The sequence below is a fragment of the Haloarcula sp. KBTZ06 genome, from assembly GCF_048595605.1.
Lineage (GTDB): Archaea > Halobacteriota > Halobacteria > Halobacteriales > Haloarculaceae > Haloarcula > Haloarcula hispanica.
Genome location: NZ_CP184337.1, coordinates 2,721,991 through 2,737,910, shown reverse-complemented (window position 1 = coordinate 2,737,910; position 15,920 = coordinate 2,721,991). Strand labels below are relative to the sequence as shown.

Below are 15,920 nucleotides of genomic sequence, written 5' to 3'. Positions count from 1 at the left end.
GGCGGCGCTACTCTGTGGACGAAAACACGTCCCGCAGTCCGTCCAACTGCTCGACCAGTCGATCAATGCCGCCATTGATTGTTGCGACCCGCTCGTCGATGTTGTCCACCGGAATCGCTCCCTGCGGCGTCGGCTCGATGAGTTCGTCGTCTTCCAGCATCCGCAGCGAGTACCGCACCTTGTGTTTCGGGACCCCTGTCTCCTCGGCGAGCCGAACGATACCGATCGGCCCGTTCTCGATGACGGCTTCGAGGATCGACAGGTCCCGCCCCTCCTTCTCGACCTGATCTTCCAGTCGGTCCATTCCCATAGCAAATCGTATCTGTGCATTTAGGGTCGTGACACATAAACGCCTCAGTTGCGGCACTGCGACGCGGGTTGTCCCTCTGTACCGCTCTCTACCTATGTGAACCATCAGTCGCTACTCGTCCGAGACCGGCGTCCGGCGAAGCTCGTCGAGCTGGTCCCGGAGCTTGCTCAGCTCCGTCTCCAGTTCTTCACGGCGGTCGATGAGCGCGCTCAGCTCCTCCGTGTTGACCGAGTAGTCGTTATCCATCGCCACGTCCAGCGCGTCGGTCGTCGCGCTCGTGAGGTCAGACGCCACCCGCAACACCTCGCTTGGCGTTCCGCGGGACTCGTACAGCTCCTGTTCGCCCGACAGCGGGCTGTATGTCACCATCGGCGACTCGACCCCGCGGTGGTAGCTCACGGCGTAGCTCGTGTCCGTCACCGGATTGAGGCGGTCGTCTGCCCGCTCCGTTCGGACGATGTTGAACGGCTCGGCCAGCGCGGGAAACGTGTCGGCGAGGTCCCGAAGCCGGTCCGCGGCGGTCACGTCCAGTTGTGCCTCCACGTCGCCAAAGAACTGCCGGGAGTTGGTGAGGCTAAACGCTACGGTGTAAAACACTGACTCGTCGCTGTCGGCCAGATTGCGAACGCGGTCGCGGACCTCCTCGTGACGGCCCTCGATAGTGAGCTTCTCCAGTTCCTCAAGCAGCGCCCGGACGCCCTCCTCGCGTTCGAGGAACGCCTCGACGATCGCGCCGGGCATTTCCTCGCCATCCACGTCCTCCATGGCCCCTCTTTTGCGGGGCCTCGTAAACAGTTTGTCGCTGGCAGCCGCTAATCCGCACGGCTTATACTGTCGGCTGTACGTCTGTGAAGAATTTCGCCACCCTGAGGTGGCGAATATCTTGAAATAGTTACAGCCGACAGTATTACAACCAACACAAAACATATGCCATCCCGCGTGAAGTGATAGCACGTCCGACCCCGGTGGACGGACACTATGACAGGCCAAGGGGGGCACTTCCCCGGACGTCTGCTATTGTGCCGGGCGTGTAATATCAGTATATGCCGTTTTATCGACCAGTAAGCGGTGTTTACTGCTTGCTGGACAGCCACTGAAACGGGGCCCGGAACGGAGTGAGCGATCACGACGCGATGAAACGCGTCGCTCACCGAGTCAAATTCAGAGAAACGCCCGGAGCGGGATTTGAACCCGCGTCACGACCGTGACAGGGTCGTATGATGGGCCACTACACCATCCGGGCAGCCTACGAGCACACACTGCACGGTGCTCGTCAGTTGGGTCGCAATAGGAACGCCCGGAGCGGGATTTGAACCCGCGTCACGACCGTGACAGGGTCGTATGATGGGCCACTACACCATCCGGGCCTTCGTTGCATTTCTTCGTACCTTGGTGTCGGTATTAAGACTTTCCAAAGAAATCCGCCCCGTGATGAGTGCACATGACGGGACCCAAAGTTCTATGTCCGGTCTGCTTCATGTGATTGGTAGGAGCAACCACGCCCGCAGTCCGCGAGGGTGGGCGGGTCCGATAGCCACGGCAGAGCGACTTGGTAAGTGTTATATGCACCCCGACAGTACGGCCCTGTAGTATCTCGTGACAGCCACCTTCTCCAGCAGCAGGCCAAACGCACACGCACACACATGGTAGATGTAAGTCAACACGACCTCGTCCCAGACCACAGTGTCGTCGACGAGGACGACCTCGAAGCAGTACTCACGGAGTATGAAATCAAGAAGACGGACCTTCCGAAGATCAAGCGCACCGACAAGGCGCTGCCCGATGATGCCGAAGTCGGTGACGTGGTTCGGATCGTCCGCGACTCTCGAACGACGGACGAAGCCGTCGTGTATCGACTGGTGGTAGAATAATGGACACACAAGATCGCCGCGCTATATCGCGTGAATATTTCGCCAAGGAACGGCTCGCCGAACACCACTTCCGCTCGTTTAACGCCTTCCTCGACCGGGGGATGCAGCAGGTCGTCGACGAGAAAGAGACCATCGAGACTGACATCGGTGACAAGGAAGGGCAGGAACCGGTGTGGGTCGAACTGGGCGACGTCCGTGTTGTCACTCCACGGGTTCGCGAGGCCGACGGCAGCGAGGAACTGCTGTACCCGCAGGAAGCCCGCCTCCGCAACATCACCTACTCCGCGCCGGTGTTCATGGAGATGGCCATCGTCCGCGGCGGTGAGGAGGAGCCGGAGGAAGTCGTCGACCGGACGGAGACCAAGATCGGGCGAATGCCCATCATGGTCGGGTCGAACAAGTGTAACATCGCGGGCTTCACCGACGAGGAACTCATCGACATCGGCGAGGACCCTGCAGACCCCGGTGGCTACTTCTGTGTCAACGGCTCCGAGCGGGTGCTGATGACCAGTGAGGACCTCGCCCCGAACAAGATTCTGGCCGAGTACGACACCAAGTACGGCGACGAGGTGCAGGTCGCCAAGACGTTCTCCCAGCGCCGTGGCTACCGCGCGCTGGTGCTGTGTGAACGGACCCGGGACGGGCTGCTGGAAGTCTCGTTCCCGTCCGTTTCGGGCAGTATCGACTTCGTCACGCTGGTCCGCGCGCTGGGGCTGGAGTCGGACGAGGAGATCGTCCACCGCGTCAGCGAGGACCCGGAAATCGTGAAGTTCATGCTGGAGAACTTGGAGGAGGCCGAGGTCCAGACGACCGAGGAAGCCATCGAGACGCTGGGCAAGCGTGTCGCCTCCGGGCAGGGCAAGAACTACCAGCTCAAGCGGGCCAACTACGTCATCGACCGCTATCTCCTCCCGCACCTGCACGAGGAAGGCGTCGAGGAAGAGGAAGTCCGTATCAACAAGGCCTTCTACCTCTGCCGGATGGCCGAGGCGTGTTTCGAACTGGCACTGGGCCGTCGCGAATCCGACGACAAGGACCACTACGCCAACAAGCGGCTGAAGGTCAGCGGCGACCTGATGACCGACCTGTTCCGGACGGCGCTGAACAAGCTCGCCCGGGACGTGAAGTACCAGCTCGAACGGGCCAACATGCGGAACCGCCAGCTCTCCGTTTCGACAGTCGTTCGCTCGGACGTGCTGACCGAGCGGCTGGAGCACCCGATCGCGACGGGGAACTGGGTCGGCGGCCGCTCCGGCGTGAGCCAGCTGGTCGACCGGACCGACTTCATGGGGGTGCTGTCACACCTCCGGCGACTGCGCTCGCCGCTCAGTCGCTCCCAGCCCCACTTCGAGGCACGGGACCTGCACGCGACCCAGTGGGGTCGTATCTGTCCCTCGGAGACGCCTGAAGGCCCCAACTGTGGGCTGGTGAAGAACTTCGCCCAGGCGATGGAGCTGTCACAGGACGTATCGGACCCACAGGGTCTCAAACAGGAACTCGCAGAGATGGGGGTCCAGGGCATCCCCGGTATCGAGTCGATCGAACAGCAGCCCGCGGACGATTAATATGAGTCAGGGACGCGAAGCCAAGGTATACGTAAACGGTAGTCTGGTTGGGACACATCCCGACCCGGAACAGCTCGCAGAACAGGTACGACAGGCGCGACGACGGGGGGACGTCTCCCAGATGGTCAACGTCTCGGTCAAGAACCGGACCGGGGAAGTCATCATCAACGCCGACGCTGGCCGTGCCCGACGCCCGCTGCTGGTCGTCGAGGACGGCGAACCGCTGATGACCGACGAGGAGGTCGAGCAGGTCAAAGAGGGCGAGCTCGAATTCGAGGAACTCGTCGAGCGTGGCCTCGTCGAGTTCATCGACGCTGAGGAGGAAGAGGACATCCTCGTCGGCGTCGACGAGGACGAACTCACGGAGAAGCACACGCACCTGGAAGTCGACCCGCAGCTGATGTTCGGTATCGGTGCCGGGATGATTCCCTACCCCGAACACAACGCCTCGCCCCGGATTACGATGGGGTCGGGGATGATTAAACAGTCGCTGGGCCTGCCGTCGGCGAACTACCGCATTCGCCCGGACACGCGCCAGCACTTGCTGCACTACCCGCAGCTCTCGATGGTCAAGACCCAGACCACCGAGCAGATTGGCTACGACGACCGCCCCGCGGCGCAGAACTTCGTCGTCGCCGTCATGAGTTATGAAGGCTTCAACATCGAGGACGCACTCGTGATGAACCAGGGGTCGGTCGACCGCGCGCTCGCCCGCTCGCACTTCTTCCGCACGTACGAGGGTGAGGAACGGCGCTATCCCGGCGGTCAGGAGGACCGCTTCGAGATTCCCGACGACGAGGTCCGCGGCGCTCGCGGCGAGGAAGCGTACACGCACCTCGACGACGACGGACTCGTCAACCCCGAGACGAAGGTCGGCGAGAACGCCGTCCTGCTCGGCAAGACCAGCCCGCCCCGATTCCTCGAAGAGCCGGACGACATGGGCGGCCTCTCGCCCCAGAAGCGCCGGGAGACGAGCGTGACGATGCGCTCGGGCGAATCCGGTGTCGTGGACACGGTGACGCTGATGGAAGGCGAGGACGGCTCGAAGCTCTCGAAGGTCTCGGTGCGTGACGAACGCATCCCCGAACTCGGGGACAAGTTCGCGTCACGGCACGGCCAGAAGGGTGTCGTCGGCCACATCGCCCCGCAGGAGGACATGCCCTTCACCGAGGAAGGTGTCGTCCCGGACCTCATCATCAATCCGCACGCACTGCCGTCGCGGATGACCGTCGGCCACATCCTCGAGATGATCGGCGGCAAAGTCGGCGCGCTCGAAGGCCGCCGCGTCGACGGTACCGCCTTCACCGGCGAGGACGAGGAGGAACTGCGCGGCTCGCTCGAAGACCACGGCTTCGACTCCAGCGGCAAGGAGACGATGTACTCCGGCGTTACCGGCGAGAAGATCGATGCGGAGATCTTCGTCGGCGACATTTTCTACCAGAAGCTGTACCACATGGTCTCGAACAAACTGCACGCCCGCTCGCGCGGGCCGGTGCAGGTGCTCACCCGCCAGCCCACCGAGGGACGCGCCCGCGAAGGTGGCCTGCGCGTGGGTGAGATGGAGCGGGACGTGCTCATCGGGCACGGCGCGGCAATGGCGCTCAAGGAGCGCCTGCTCGACGAGTCCGACCGCGAGTGGATCAACGTCTGCGGGCAGTGCGGGATGACCGCCGTCGAGAACGTCGAACAACGGCGCATCTACTGTCCGAACTGCGAGGAGGAGACGGACATCCACGAGGTCGAGATGTCCTACGCGTTCAAGCTCCTGCTCGACGAGATGAAGGCGCTCGGAATCGCCCCGCGGATCGAACTGGAGGACGCAGTATGAGCTCACAACAGACACCCCAGGAAATCGGGCAGCTCAGCTTCGGGCTGATGGACCCAGAGGAGTACCGCGAGATGTCGGCCACAAAAGTGATTACGGCCGACACGTACGACGACGACGGCTTCCCCATCGACATGGGGCTGATGGACCCGCGGCTCGGGGTCATCGACCCCGGACTGGAGTGCAAGACCTGCGGGAAACACAGCGGCTCCTGTAACGGCCACTTCGGCCACATCGAACTCGCTGCGCCCGTCATCCACGTCGGGTTCGCGAAGCTCATCCGCCGACTCCTGCGCGGGACCTGCCGGGAGTGCTCCCGGCTCTGTCTCGACGAGCACGAGCGCGACGAGTTCGCTGACCGACTGACACGGACCCAGGACCTCGGTCGCGACCTCAACGACGTGACCAAGGCCGCCATCCGGCAGGCCCGCAAGAAGGACCGTTGTCCGTTCTGTGGCGAGAAGCAGTACGACATCAAACACGAGAAGCCGACCACGTACTACGAGGTGCAGGACGTGCTGGCCTCGGACTACCCCGAGCGGATCGCCGCCGCGATGGAGGAGTCCGAGGACCCGATCTCGCCGATCGACCTCTCCGAAGAAACCGGCATCGACAGCAGCCGTGTGCAGGAGATTCTCAGCGGCGAGTTCCGACCGCGCCAGGAGGACCGCCGCGCCCTCGAAAAGGCGTTGTCGGTTGACCTGACCGAGGAGGACATGAACAAGCTGATGCCCAGCGACATCCGGGACTGGTTCGAGGACATCCCGGACGAGGACATCGAAGTGCTGGGGATGAAACCGGCCCGCTCCCGCCCGGAGTGGATGATTCTGACGGTCCTGCCGGTGCCGCCGGTGACGGCGCGGCCCTCGATTACGCTGGACAACGGCCAGCGCTCCGAGGACGACCTCACCCACAAGCTTGTGGACATCATCCGCATCAACCAGCGGTTCATGGAGAACCGCGAGGCGGGTGCGCCACAGCTGATTATCGAGGACCTCTGGGAACTGCTGCAGTACCACGTCACCACCTTCATGGACAACGAGATTTCGGGCACGCCGCCGGCGCGACACCGCTCCGGCCGGCCGCTGAAGACCCTCTCCCAGCGCCTGAAAGGCAAGGAGGGTCGCTTCCGCGGCTCGCTGTCCGGGAAGCGCGTGAACTTCTCCGCCCGGACCGTCATCTCGCCGGACCCGACGCTCTCGCTGAACGAGGTCGGCGTGCCGGACCGGGTCGCCAAGGAGATGACCCAGACGATGAACGTCACCGAGCGAAACCTGGAGAAAGCGCGGCGCTACGTCTCCAACGGGCCTGAAGCCCACCCCGGCGCGAACTACGTCAAGCGGCCGGACGGCCGCCGGCTGAAGGTGACCGAGAAAAACTGCGAGGAACTCGCGGAGAAGGTCGAAGCGGAGTGGGAAGTGTCCCGCCACCTGGTCGACGGCGACATCATCATCTTCAACCGCCAGCCGTCGCTGCACCGGATGTCTATCATGGCCCACGAGGTCGTCGTGATGCCGTACAAGACGTTCCGGCTGAACACGACGGTCTGTCCGCCGTACAACGCTGACTTCGACGGGGACGAGATGAACATGCACGCCCTGCAAAACGAGGAGGCCCGGGCCGAAGCCCGCGTCCTCATGCGCGTGCAGGAACAGATGCTCTCCCCGCGCTTCGGCGAGAACATCATCGGCGCGATTCAGGACCACATCAGCGGGACCTACCTGCTGACCCACACCAATCCGAAGTTCAACGAGACGCAGGCGCTTGACCTGCTCCGGGCGACGCGTATCGACGAACTGCCTGAAGCGGACGGCGTCGACGAGGACGGCGAGGAGTACTGGACCGGCCGCTCCCTGTTCTCCGAACTGCTGCCGGACGACCTGAACCTGGAGTTCACGTCCTCTGCTGGCGACACTGTCGTCGTCGAGGACGGCCAGATGACTGGCGGCACCATCGACGAGGACGCCGTCGGGGCCTTCGGGGGCGAAATCGTCGACACCATCGCCAAGGACTACTCGCGGACCCGCGCCCGGATTCTCGTCAACGAGGTCTCGGCGCTGGCGATGCGGTCGATCATGCACTTCGGGTTCTCCATCAGCATCGACGACGAGTCCATCCCGCGGGAGGCCGAAGAGCAGATCAACGACGCCATCGACAGCGCCTACGACCGCGTCGAGGAACTCATCGAGACCTACGACCGCGGCGAACTCGAATCGCTGCCCGGTCGGACCGTCGACGAGACGCTGGAGATGAAGATCATGCAGACGCTGGGCAAGGCGCGTGACTCCGCCGGTGACATCGCCGAGGACCACTTCGGCGAGGACAACCCGGCCGTCATCATGGCCGAGTCCGGCGCGCGTGGGTCGATGCTGAACCTGACCCAGATGGCCGGCTGTGTCGGCCAGCAGGCAGTCCGTGGCGAGCGGATCAACCGCGGCTACGAGAACCGCACGCTTAGCCACTTTGAGGAGAACGACCTCTCGGCGGACGCCCACGGCTTCGTGGAGGCGTCCTACCGCTCCGGGCTCGGCCCGAAGGAGTTCTTCTTCCACGCGATGGGTGGCCGCGAGGGACTGGTCGATACGGCTGTCCGGACATCGAAGTCCGGGTACCTGCAGCGCCGGCTCATCAACGCCCTGTCAGAACTCGAAACGCAGTACGACGGGACCGTCCGGGACACCTCGGACACCATCGTCCAGTTCGAGTTCGGCGAGGACGGCACGTCGCCGGTCGACGTGTCCTCGAACCAGGAGGGCGACATCGTCGACGTCGAGCAGATCGCCGACAGCGTCCTCGACGAGGAGTTCGAGAGCGAGAAACAGAAAGAGAGCTTCCTCGGCACGCGGACCGAGCGGACCAACCTCTCGGAGCATGCGGACGACTGGTGGATGGCCGAGGGTGACGACTAACAATGACAGCACACGACGTATCAGCAGACATCGAAGCCGTCGTCGAGGACACTGAGCTGCCGCGACGGCTGAAAGACGAAGTGTACAGCACCATCGATGAACGGGGCGTCGGCGTCGACGACGCCGACCGCATCGCCAAGGCCGTCGAGTCCCGCTACCTCGACACGCGTGTCGACCCGCTGGACCCGGTCGGGACCGTCTCGGCCCAGTCCATCGGCGAACCGGGAACGCAGATGACGATGAACACGTTCCACTACGCGGGGGTCGCCGAGATCGACGTGACCCAGGGCCTGCCACGGCTCATCGAGCTGGTGGACGCCCGGAAGACGCCGGACACGCCGATGATGACGGTTCACCTCGACGAGGAGTACGCGGATGACCGCGAGCGCGCACACGAGGTCGTCTGGAAGATCGAGGCGACGCGCATCCTCGCGCTGGGTGACATCTCGACGAACGTCGCGGACATGCTCGTTGAGATCGACCTCAACGAGGACACGCTGCTGGAGCGGTGGCCGACGGTCAACGACACGGACGCCATCGCCGAGGAGATCGCCGAGACCATCGAATCGAATCTCGGCGTCTCGACCCGGCAGGCCGGCACGGTCATCGAGTTCGGCCCGGAGGAACCCAGCTACCGCGACCTCCTACAACTGGTCGAGGAGTTGCGGGAGATCGTCTTCAAGGGGATCGAGGAGATCACCCGCGTCGTCATCCGCAAGGAGGAGACTGACAACGGCGAGGAGTTCGTCCTCTACACCGAGGGGTCGGACTTCGGCGAAGTGCTCGACATCGAGGGCGTCGACGCCTCCCGGACGACGTGTAACAACATCCACGAGATCTACCGGGAACTCGGCGTCGAAGCGGCCCGCGAGACGCTCATCAACGAGACGATGAACACGCTCGAAGAGCAGGGGCTCGACGACGTGAACGTCCGGCACCTGATGCTCGTGGCCGACATCATGACCAACGAGGGGACCATCGAGTCCATCGGCCGCCACGGCATCTCGGGGTCGAAAGACTCTGTGCTTGCCCGTGCAGCGTTCGAGGTGACGGTCAATCACTTGCTCGACGCCGCCATCCACGGCGAGGTCGACGAACTCGACGGCGTCACGGAGAACGTCATCGTCGGGAAGCCGATCAAGCTCGGCACCGGCGACGTCAACCTCCGGATGGGCACGACCCAGGACTGATGCGGGTCGAACTCTCGGACGAAGCGCGTCGACTGGTCGCCCTCTTCGAGGACGAGGCAGCCGTCACCGTCCGGGATTGCGTCGTCGACGAGGACCACGACCAGGTGGTGTATCTGGTCAAGCGCGGGGAGATGGCCGACGCTATCGGCCCGGGCGGTCAGACGGTCGAGCGCGTCGAGGAGCGCCTCGGCCGCGAGGTCAAACTCGTCGAAGCCGCCGAGACGGCCGAGGACTTCGTGGCCAACGCGCTCGCGCCGGCCGCGGTGTACAACGTCACCGTCTCGGAGAACGACGACACCGTCGCGTACGTCGAAGTGGCACAGGAAGACCGCGGGGCTGCTATCGGCCGCGAAGGCCGAAACATCGACGCCGCCCGGCAACTGGCGAAGCGACACTTCGAAATCGACGGCATCGAACTGACCTGAGCGAGGCGATTCGAGCGGGTCCACGGACCCGCCTGCTCGGGCAGTCGATGTGGAGACGGACAGAAACCGCTTTTTTGATTGGTCGTGAACCGACTGCTATGCCTGCACTCCGGCGTCCAGACGGCGGCGACCTGCTGGCTCCGCTGACTATCGTCGGCATTTACCTGTATCACGCACACGTTCTGGGGAACCCCCCGTCCGGACTCGAAGGCGCGTTTATGCTCGCGCTGTTCGTGTTGGTGGGGGCCACGAGTCTCGTCGAGGGACTGCTCGCGTCACCGGCGTACCCGCTCGTCGGTGGCGGACTAATCGCGGTCTTTTATCTCGTCCGGTTCAGCCAGCGACAGGATATCGGCTCCGCCTTCGGCGTTTGTGCCGGAGTTCTTTTCGGTAGCTATGGCCTCTACCAATTGGTCACGTCGAGCGCCGAACCGAAACTGTAAGTGGCAGATGAAACAGGAGGCGACACTCAGTCGTCGCCAGTGGCCGGGTCGTCCGCGCCGTGTTCGTACACGTCGGTATCGCTGTGCGTGGTGCCGCTGTCGACATCGAACGTCTGCAGGAGTTCGCTGAGGTCGCCGGCCTGATCCGAGAGGGACTCGATGCCGCCGGTGACTTCGTTGATCGTCGCGGTCTGTTCCTCCGCGGCGGCGGCGACGTTCTCGGCGCGGGAAGCGGTTTCCTCGCTGATTGTCCCGACCTCGTCGGTCATCGCCACTGCTTCCTCCGTCGTCGCGGCCTGCTCGTCGGTGGCGTCGCTGATGGACTGGATACCGTCGTTGACCTCTTCGACGCGGTCGACGATCTGTTCGAGGGATTTGATCGCGTCGTCGACAGTGTCGATACCGTCCGTGACGGAGTCGCCCATCTGCCTGATGTCGGTCACGGCGTCACCGGTGGTGTCCTGCACATCTTCGATAACCGTCGAGACCTCCTCGGTGGCTTCGGTCGTTTCCTGTGCGAGGCCTTTGATCTCGTCGGCGACGACGGCGAACCCTTCGCCAGCTTCGCCGGCTCGTGCGGCCTCGATGGAGGCGTTCAGGGCGAGCATGTTGGTCTGCTCGGCGATGTCGTCGATGAGGTCGACGATGTCGCCGATCTGCTCCATCTCCTCGTCGAGTGACTCGACGCGGTCGATTGTTTCGTCGGCTCGCGTCTCGATGTCGTTCATCACCTCGATGGCCTCCGATGCGCGCTCGCTGCCGGTTTCACCGATTTCGGCGGCTTCGTTCGACGTGGTCGCGACTTCGTCGGCCTGTGCCGCGACCTCTTCGACCGTCGCGGAGAGGCCGGACATCTCGTCGACCGTCTCCTCGATGTTCTCGTACTGCGTCTCCGCGCCGTCGGCGATCTCCTGTACGGATTCGCTGACCTCCTCGCTGGCGTCACGGACCTCCGTGGCGCTCGCGGTGATCTGGTCGGCGGAGCCGTCAACGTCGTCGGCAAACTCCCGGATACGCATGACCGTCTGGCCGAGTTGGGCGAGCATATCGTTGAACGCGGCGGCGATGTCGGCCATCGCGTCGTTGTCCGTGTCGGTGTCGAGTCGCTGGGTGAGGTCGCCGTCGGCCGCTTTCCGCATCACGGCCGAGAACTCCTCGGCCTGCCGTTCGAGCGTTCCGGCCAACTCCTCAGCCTCCTCTTTGGACTCTTCGGCCTCTTGCTGGGCCTGTTCGAGATCGCTGATGAACGATTCGAGGTTGCCGTGCATGCTCGATAGCGACGCTCCGAGCTGGCCGGGGATGTCCTCGTCGAGCACCGGGTCGTCGAACGCCTGTCTGGAGAGTGCGTCGGCCTGTGCGGCGACGGTGTCGAGATAGGTCTTCATCTCGTAGAAGGCGTTCTGGACGTCGCCGATCTCGTCGAGGCGGTCAGACTGTTCGATGTCGGTGTCGAAGTTCCCCACCGCAAGGGCTTCCGCCTGTGTCGAGAGCCGTCTGAGCGACTGCATGATGCCGCGACCGACGAGGACGCCGATGAGGGCGAACCCGGCCAGTGAAACGCCGATGATGGCGACGAAGCTCCCCTGAATACTGTCACGTAACGCGAAGGCGGTCGATTTCGGGGCCTGCTTGACGACGATCCACGGCGTGTCATCGACGGACTCCGCGGCGAGCAGGTACGGCCCGCTCCGGGCCACGTCGCTCTCTCCCGCTGTGAGTGCGGTCAGGTTGGCGGAGACGTTGTACTGTGTCCCGATAGTCGAGGCGTCCTCGGCGAACTGGACCGTGCCGTCCTGTCGGATAATCCGCGTTTCACCGCCGTCGATGGAGTTGCGGAACTGGGCCGTCCGCGCGGTCACGTTGTGGACCACGACGACCAGCTTGTCGCTCCGGGCGACCGGGCTCGCGAAGGCGATGTACTTGCCCCCGTTATAAGTGTACACTGTCGACATATCGACCGAGTTCGACCCGGTGACCGAGAGGCCTCCACCTTCCCACTCGAAGTCGTCAGTCCGGAGCGACGTGTCGCGTCGGTCGCTCAGCGACGACTCCTCGATTTCCAGGGTCTCCTCGTTGACGTAGTGGATGGCATACACGGACTCCGGCTGGTAGAACGCTTGCCGCTGTAACGCACCACGGATCATCGTTGGACTCCCCTCCTGAACGTCGGACAGCGTTGAGAGAGTTCGTGCGGCGTTTCGCTGGCTACGGACCCAGTCCGCTGTTGTCGTGGCCGTCTGGATGGTGCCCGTCTGCAGTTCGTTCTCGCGCTGTTCAGTCAGTTCGTTTGCGACCGTCCGCTCCGCAGTGACGCTGACACCCGCAACGAGCAGGGCAATACAGAGAATGATGAGCGTCAACTTCCGGAGGTACGTTCGCCGGACGATGTCTGGGAGACGTTGTTCGAGTTTCATAGATACTACCCGCAGGTCTGTCTGAATAACTCAAGCGCCGGTACTAGAAACCATCTGCCCAGTTATCACACCTGATTCCATGTGGCCGGGCTATCTCCCGGCCTGGCGGACTGGGACCGGTGTCTGTGACTCCTGATACGTACACTGTCGGCTGTGACGAATTCCGCAGACCGATGCTAGTGGGGTCTCCCGAAATAGTGTCAGAAAACTCTGTGAAAGCTGAAATCATCGAAAGTGGGTTCCCGAAGGACCGCCGGGAACTGTTTTGCGCGTCATACGCCGACCGAAACACCTTGTTACCCGTTTCTTTCCCGCTGTCGTGGCCTCTCTTCGCGTTATCTAACCCAGTTCTGCACCTGATTTCCCCGTCTATGGCACAGAACGCCACACACGGAAGCGCTACCGGCTGAGTCCGAAAGAGGAGTCTTAAGTACCTCCGAAAGGTACCAGTGCCTACTATGGCGAACGGCAAGTACGCCGCGCGCAAGCTCAAGAAGGACCGCCAGAAACACCGGTGGTCCGACACTGACTACGCGCGTCGCGAACGCGGCCTGGGCAAGAAGTCCGACCCGCTCGAGGGTGCGCCCCAGGGACGAGGTATCGTACTGGAGAAAGTCGGCATCGAGGCCAAGCAGCCCAACTCCGCTATCCGGAAGTGTGTCCGCGTCCAGCTCATCAAGAACGGTAAGCAGGTCACCGCGTTCTGTCCCGGTGACGGCGCTATCTCTTTCATCGACGAGCACGACGAGGTCACGATTGCGGGTATCGGCGGGGCGAAGGGCCGCGCGATGGGCGACCTCTCCGGTGTCAACTACAAGGTCGAGAAGGTCAACGGCGTCTCTCTCATCGAACTTGTTCGCGGGAACGCGGAGAAACCGGTCCGATAACCATGAGTGCCGAAGACACACCCGAGGCTGACGCTGACGAGGCTGCGGAAAGCGAGCCGGAGACGGCCCGTGCGAAGCTGTTCGGCGAGTGGGAGATCACGGACATCGAGTACTCCGACCCCTCGACCGAGCGCTACATCACTGTCACGCCGATCGCCCACACGATGGGGCGACACGCGGACAAGCAGTTCAAGAAAAGCGAGATCAGCATCGTCGAGCGGCTCATCAACCGCCTGATGCAGACCGACGAGAACACGGGCAAGAAGCAGCTCGCGACCTCCATCGTCACTGAGGCGTTCGAAATCGTTCACGAGCGCACCGACGAGAACCCGATTCAGGTGCTCGTCAGTGCTGTCGAGAACAGCGCCCCGCGAGAGGAGACCGTCCGCCTGAAATACGGTGGTATCTCGGTCCCGAAGGCCGTCGACGTCGCGCCACAGCGCCGCGTCGACCAGGCCCTGAAGTTCATCGCAGAGGGCGTGTACGGTGGCTCGTTCAAGACCACCACCAGCGCCGCCGAGGCGCTCGCACAGCAGCTCATCGGCGCTGCTAACGACGACGTCCAGGCCTACGCGGTCAACCAGAAAGAAGAGAAAGAACGCGTCGCGGCCGCCGCTCGCTAACACGGCTGTCTCCGACATCTTTATTCTTCTTTGTTCTGCAGTGAAATCTATGCGAAAACCGTGCCGGGACGGCGGGTCTCGCCGCCAGTATCTCGCCGCACTCGCCGCCGCCGGAGCGACCGCGCTGGCCGGCTGTCGCGGTGAGCCCGGAACACAGGCCGAGTCCTCAGGCCCGGCACCGACAACCACAACGACGGCAGACCCGGCTCGGGCGCTGGACCGCTACGACGTATCCCTCAGCCACGAGCGCAGCCAGTCACCCGACACCGACTGGGCGGCTCCGACCGCGTCGCCAACAGACACACCGCTCGCCACCGAACCACTCATCGAGGATCTGGAGATCCCGTGGGACCTCTCGTTTGCCGCGGACGGAACGCTGTTTCTCACCGAGCGGGTCGGCCGCGTCCTCTCGTTTGTGGACGGCAGCGTCCGAACAGTCACCGAACCGGCGGCAGTCATCGACGCGGAATCGAGCGACGATGGCTGGTGGGTAACGGGCGGTGAGGGCGGCACGCTCGGCGTCGCCGCGCACCCGACTTACCCCGAGCCGCCGGTAGTGTACGTCTACTACACGACGACAACCGACGACGAGCGGGTCAACCGGGTCGTCGCCATGGATGTCTCGGCCGAGGACCCGGCCGCCACGGAGTCCGTCCTCGTCGACGACATTCCCGGAAGCAAGATACACAACGGCGGTCGGCTCACGTTCGGCCCCGAGGACTACCTCTGGATTACGACCGGGGACGCCGGGTCCGGCGAACTGGCCGCCGACACCGATTCGCTCGGCGGGAAGGTCCTTCGCGTGACGCCCGCGGGCGACCCCGCTCCGGGGAACCCGGACCTCGGTGGTGACCCGCGGGTGTTCACCTACGGCCACCGGAACCCACAGGGGCTGGCCTGGCTCCCCGACGGGACCGTCGTCGCCTCGGAACATGGCCCGACCGGCCGGGACGAACTCAACCGCCTCGTGGCTGGTGGGTACTACGGCTGGCCTGACACCCGCAAGCACGAGGAGTACGCCGACGTCGGCCCCGAGGTCCGCCGCCCGCTCGTAAACACGGGCAACGCCGGCGGCTGGGCTCCCTCCGGGTCGCTGTTCTACACCGGCGACGCCGTGCCGTCGCTGCGGAACAGACTGCTCACTGGCGGCCTGAAGGGCCAGAAACTCCTCACAACGACGCTGACGCCGGCCGGTGGGGACCTGCCACCGGGTGACGACGCCGAGGTGTACGACGCTGACTGGACCGACGACGCCTACACCGCGACGACCCACTCCCTGCTGGCCGACGAAGTCGGCCGGATTCGACACGTCGAGCAGGGGCCGGACGGCGGCCTCTACCTCGTTACGTCGAACCGCGACGGACGGGCCGGCGACGGCTTCCCGCGGGAGCGCGACGACGTGCTCGCCCGCATCACGCCGGCCGAGTGACCAGCGCGGGCGGGCACCCGTTCTGTGAA

Annotated in this window: 13 protein-coding genes and 2 tRNA genes; 10 read left to right on the top strand and 5 right to left on the bottom strand. The window is 63.8% G+C overall.

What is annotated here, in order from left to right:
* Positions 1-7: 7 nt before the first annotated feature.
* The 4 genes from ACNO8S_RS14265 to ACNO8S_RS14250 form a co-directional block, all read right to left on the bottom strand.
* Entirely contained in the window at positions 8-304 is a 297-nt protein-coding gene (locus ACNO8S_RS14265; RefSeq protein WP_170832126.1) for a winged helix-turn-helix transcriptional regulator, read from the bottom strand.
* A gap of 117 nt (positions 305-421) precedes the next feature.
* Entirely contained in the window at positions 422-1,075 is a 654-nt protein-coding gene (locus tag ACNO8S_RS14260; protein WP_005537126.1) for a hypothetical protein, read from the bottom strand.
* Between the two features lie 405 nt (positions 1,076-1,480).
* A tRNA-Asp gene (locus tag ACNO8S_RS14255) sits at positions 1,481-1,553 on the bottom strand.
* Positions 1,554-1,604: 51 nt separating this feature from the next.
* Positions 1,605-1,677: transfer RNA gene (locus ACNO8S_RS14250), tRNA-Asp, on the bottom strand.
* Positions 1,678-1,953: 276 nt separating this feature from the next.
* Between ACNO8S_RS14250 and ACNO8S_RS14245 the strand changes: the two genes are divergently transcribed.
* The 7 genes from ACNO8S_RS14245 to ACNO8S_RS14215 all read left to right on the top strand — a co-directional run bounded on the left by ACNO8S_RS14245 (position 1,954) and on the right by ACNO8S_RS14215 (position 10,538).
* Positions 1,954-2,181, top strand: a complete 228-nt coding sequence (locus ACNO8S_RS14245) for a DNA-directed RNA polymerase subunit H (protein WP_004959115.1) — start codon at positions 1,954-1,956, stop codon at positions 2,179-2,181.
* Entirely contained in the window at positions 2,181-3,746 is a 1,566-nt protein-coding gene (locus ACNO8S_RS14240; RefSeq protein ID WP_004959113.1) for a DNA-directed RNA polymerase subunit B'', read from the top strand. Before ACNO8S_RS14245 ends, ACNO8S_RS14240 begins: the two co-directional genes overlap by 1 nt.
* A gap of 1 nt (position 3,747) precedes the next feature.
* A complete protein-coding gene (gene rpoB, locus ACNO8S_RS14235; RefSeq protein ID WP_023843439.1) occupies positions 3,748-5,574 on the top strand; it encodes a DNA-directed RNA polymerase subunit B in 1,827 nt (608 codons plus the stop codon).
* Entirely contained in the window at positions 5,571-8,480 is a 2,910-nt protein-coding gene (locus tag ACNO8S_RS14230; RefSeq protein WP_014041493.1) for a DNA-directed RNA polymerase subunit A', read from the top strand. The genes rpoB and ACNO8S_RS14230 overlap by 4 nt, the downstream gene beginning before the upstream one ends.
* Positions 8,481-8,482: 2 nt before the next feature.
* Complete coding sequence (rpoA2, locus tag ACNO8S_RS14225; RefSeq protein ID WP_014041492.1) at positions 8,483-9,670, top strand: DNA-directed RNA polymerase subunit A''; 1,188 nt, start codon at positions 8,483-8,485, stop codon at positions 9,668-9,670.
* On the top strand, positions 9,670-10,095 hold the full coding sequence (locus ACNO8S_RS14220) for a NusA-like transcription termination signal-binding factor (RefSeq protein WP_004515442.1): 426 nt from the start codon (positions 9,670-9,672) through the stop codon (positions 10,093-10,095). The genes rpoA2 and ACNO8S_RS14220 overlap by 1 nt, the downstream gene beginning before the upstream one ends.
* 98 nt (positions 10,096-10,193) lie before the next feature.
* On the top strand, positions 10,194-10,538 hold the full coding sequence (locus tag ACNO8S_RS14215) for a hypothetical protein (RefSeq protein WP_014041491.1): 345 nt from the start codon (positions 10,194-10,196) through the stop codon (positions 10,536-10,538).
* Positions 10,539-10,564: 26 nt separating this feature from the next.
* On the opposite strand, the gene ACNO8S_RS14210 is transcribed toward ACNO8S_RS14215, so the two are convergent.
* Positions 10,565-12,952, bottom strand: a complete 2,388-nt coding sequence (locus ACNO8S_RS14210) for a methyl-accepting chemotaxis protein (protein ID WP_151103884.1) — start codon at positions 12,950-12,952, stop codon at positions 10,565-10,567.
* Between the two features lie 458 nt (positions 12,953-13,410).
* Here ACNO8S_RS14210 and ACNO8S_RS14205 point away from each other — a divergent pair, with 458 nt between their 5' ends.
* Genes ACNO8S_RS14205 through ACNO8S_RS14195 form a run of 3 tightly spaced genes read left to right on the top strand, consistent with a single transcriptional unit; the run spans position 13,411 to position 15,891 of the window.
* Positions 13,411-13,839 (top strand): 30S ribosomal protein S12, encoded by a 429-nt coding sequence (locus tag ACNO8S_RS14205; protein WP_004515440.1) that lies wholly within the window; start codon positions 13,411-13,413, stop codon positions 13,837-13,839.
* A gap of 2 nt (positions 13,840-13,841) precedes the next feature.
* On the top strand, positions 13,842-14,462 hold the full coding sequence (locus tag ACNO8S_RS14200; RefSeq protein ID WP_008307521.1) for a 30S ribosomal protein S7: 621 nt from the start codon (positions 13,842-13,844) through the stop codon (positions 14,460-14,462).
* Between the two features lie 49 nt (positions 14,463-14,511).
* Positions 14,512-15,891: a PQQ-dependent sugar dehydrogenase gene (locus tag ACNO8S_RS14195; protein ID WP_129755699.1), complete on the top strand. Its 1,380-nt coding sequence runs from the start codon at positions 14,512-14,514 to the stop codon at positions 15,889-15,891.
* Positions 15,892-15,920 lie beyond the last annotated feature (29 nt).

Coding starts and splice junctions, on each gene's coding strand:
- ACNO8S_RS14265 (WP_170832126.1), bottom strand. CDS start 304: ATGGACCGACTGGAAGATCAGGTCGAGAAGGAGGGGCGGGACCTGTCG.
- ACNO8S_RS14260 (WP_005537126.1), bottom strand. CDS start 1,075: ATGGAGGACGTGGATGGCGAGGAAATGCCCGGCGCGATCGTCGAGGCG.
- ACNO8S_RS14245 (WP_004959115.1), top strand. CDS start 1,954: ATGGTAGATGTAAGTCAACACGACCTCGTCCCAGACCACAGTGTCGTC.
- ACNO8S_RS14240 (WP_004959113.1), top strand. CDS start 2,181: ATGGACACACAAGATCGCCGCGCTATATCGCGTGAATATTTCGCCAAG.
- rpoB (WP_023843439.1), top strand. CDS start 3,748: ATGAGTCAGGGACGCGAAGCCAAGGTATACGTAAACGGTAGTCTGGTT.
- ACNO8S_RS14230 (WP_014041493.1), top strand. CDS start 5,571: ATGAGCTCACAACAGACACCCCAGGAAATCGGGCAGCTCAGCTTCGGG.
- rpoA2 (WP_014041492.1), top strand. CDS start 8,483: ATGACAGCACACGACGTATCAGCAGACATCGAAGCCGTCGTCGAGGAC.
- ACNO8S_RS14220 (WP_004515442.1), top strand. CDS start 9,670: ATGCGGGTCGAACTCTCGGACGAAGCGCGTCGACTGGTCGCCCTCTTC.
- ACNO8S_RS14215 (WP_014041491.1), top strand. CDS start 10,194: ATGCCTGCACTCCGGCGTCCAGACGGCGGCGACCTGCTGGCTCCGCTG.
- ACNO8S_RS14210 (WP_151103884.1), bottom strand. CDS start 12,952: ATGAAACTCGAACAACGTCTCCCAGACATCGTCCGGCGAACGTACCTC.
- ACNO8S_RS14205 (WP_004515440.1), top strand. CDS start 13,411: ATGGCGAACGGCAAGTACGCCGCGCGCAAGCTCAAGAAGGACCGCCAG.
- ACNO8S_RS14200 (WP_008307521.1), top strand. CDS start 13,842: ATGAGTGCCGAAGACACACCCGAGGCTGACGCTGACGAGGCTGCGGAA.
- ACNO8S_RS14195 (WP_129755699.1), top strand. CDS start 14,512: ATGCGAAAACCGTGCCGGGACGGCGGGTCTCGCCGCCAGTATCTCGCC.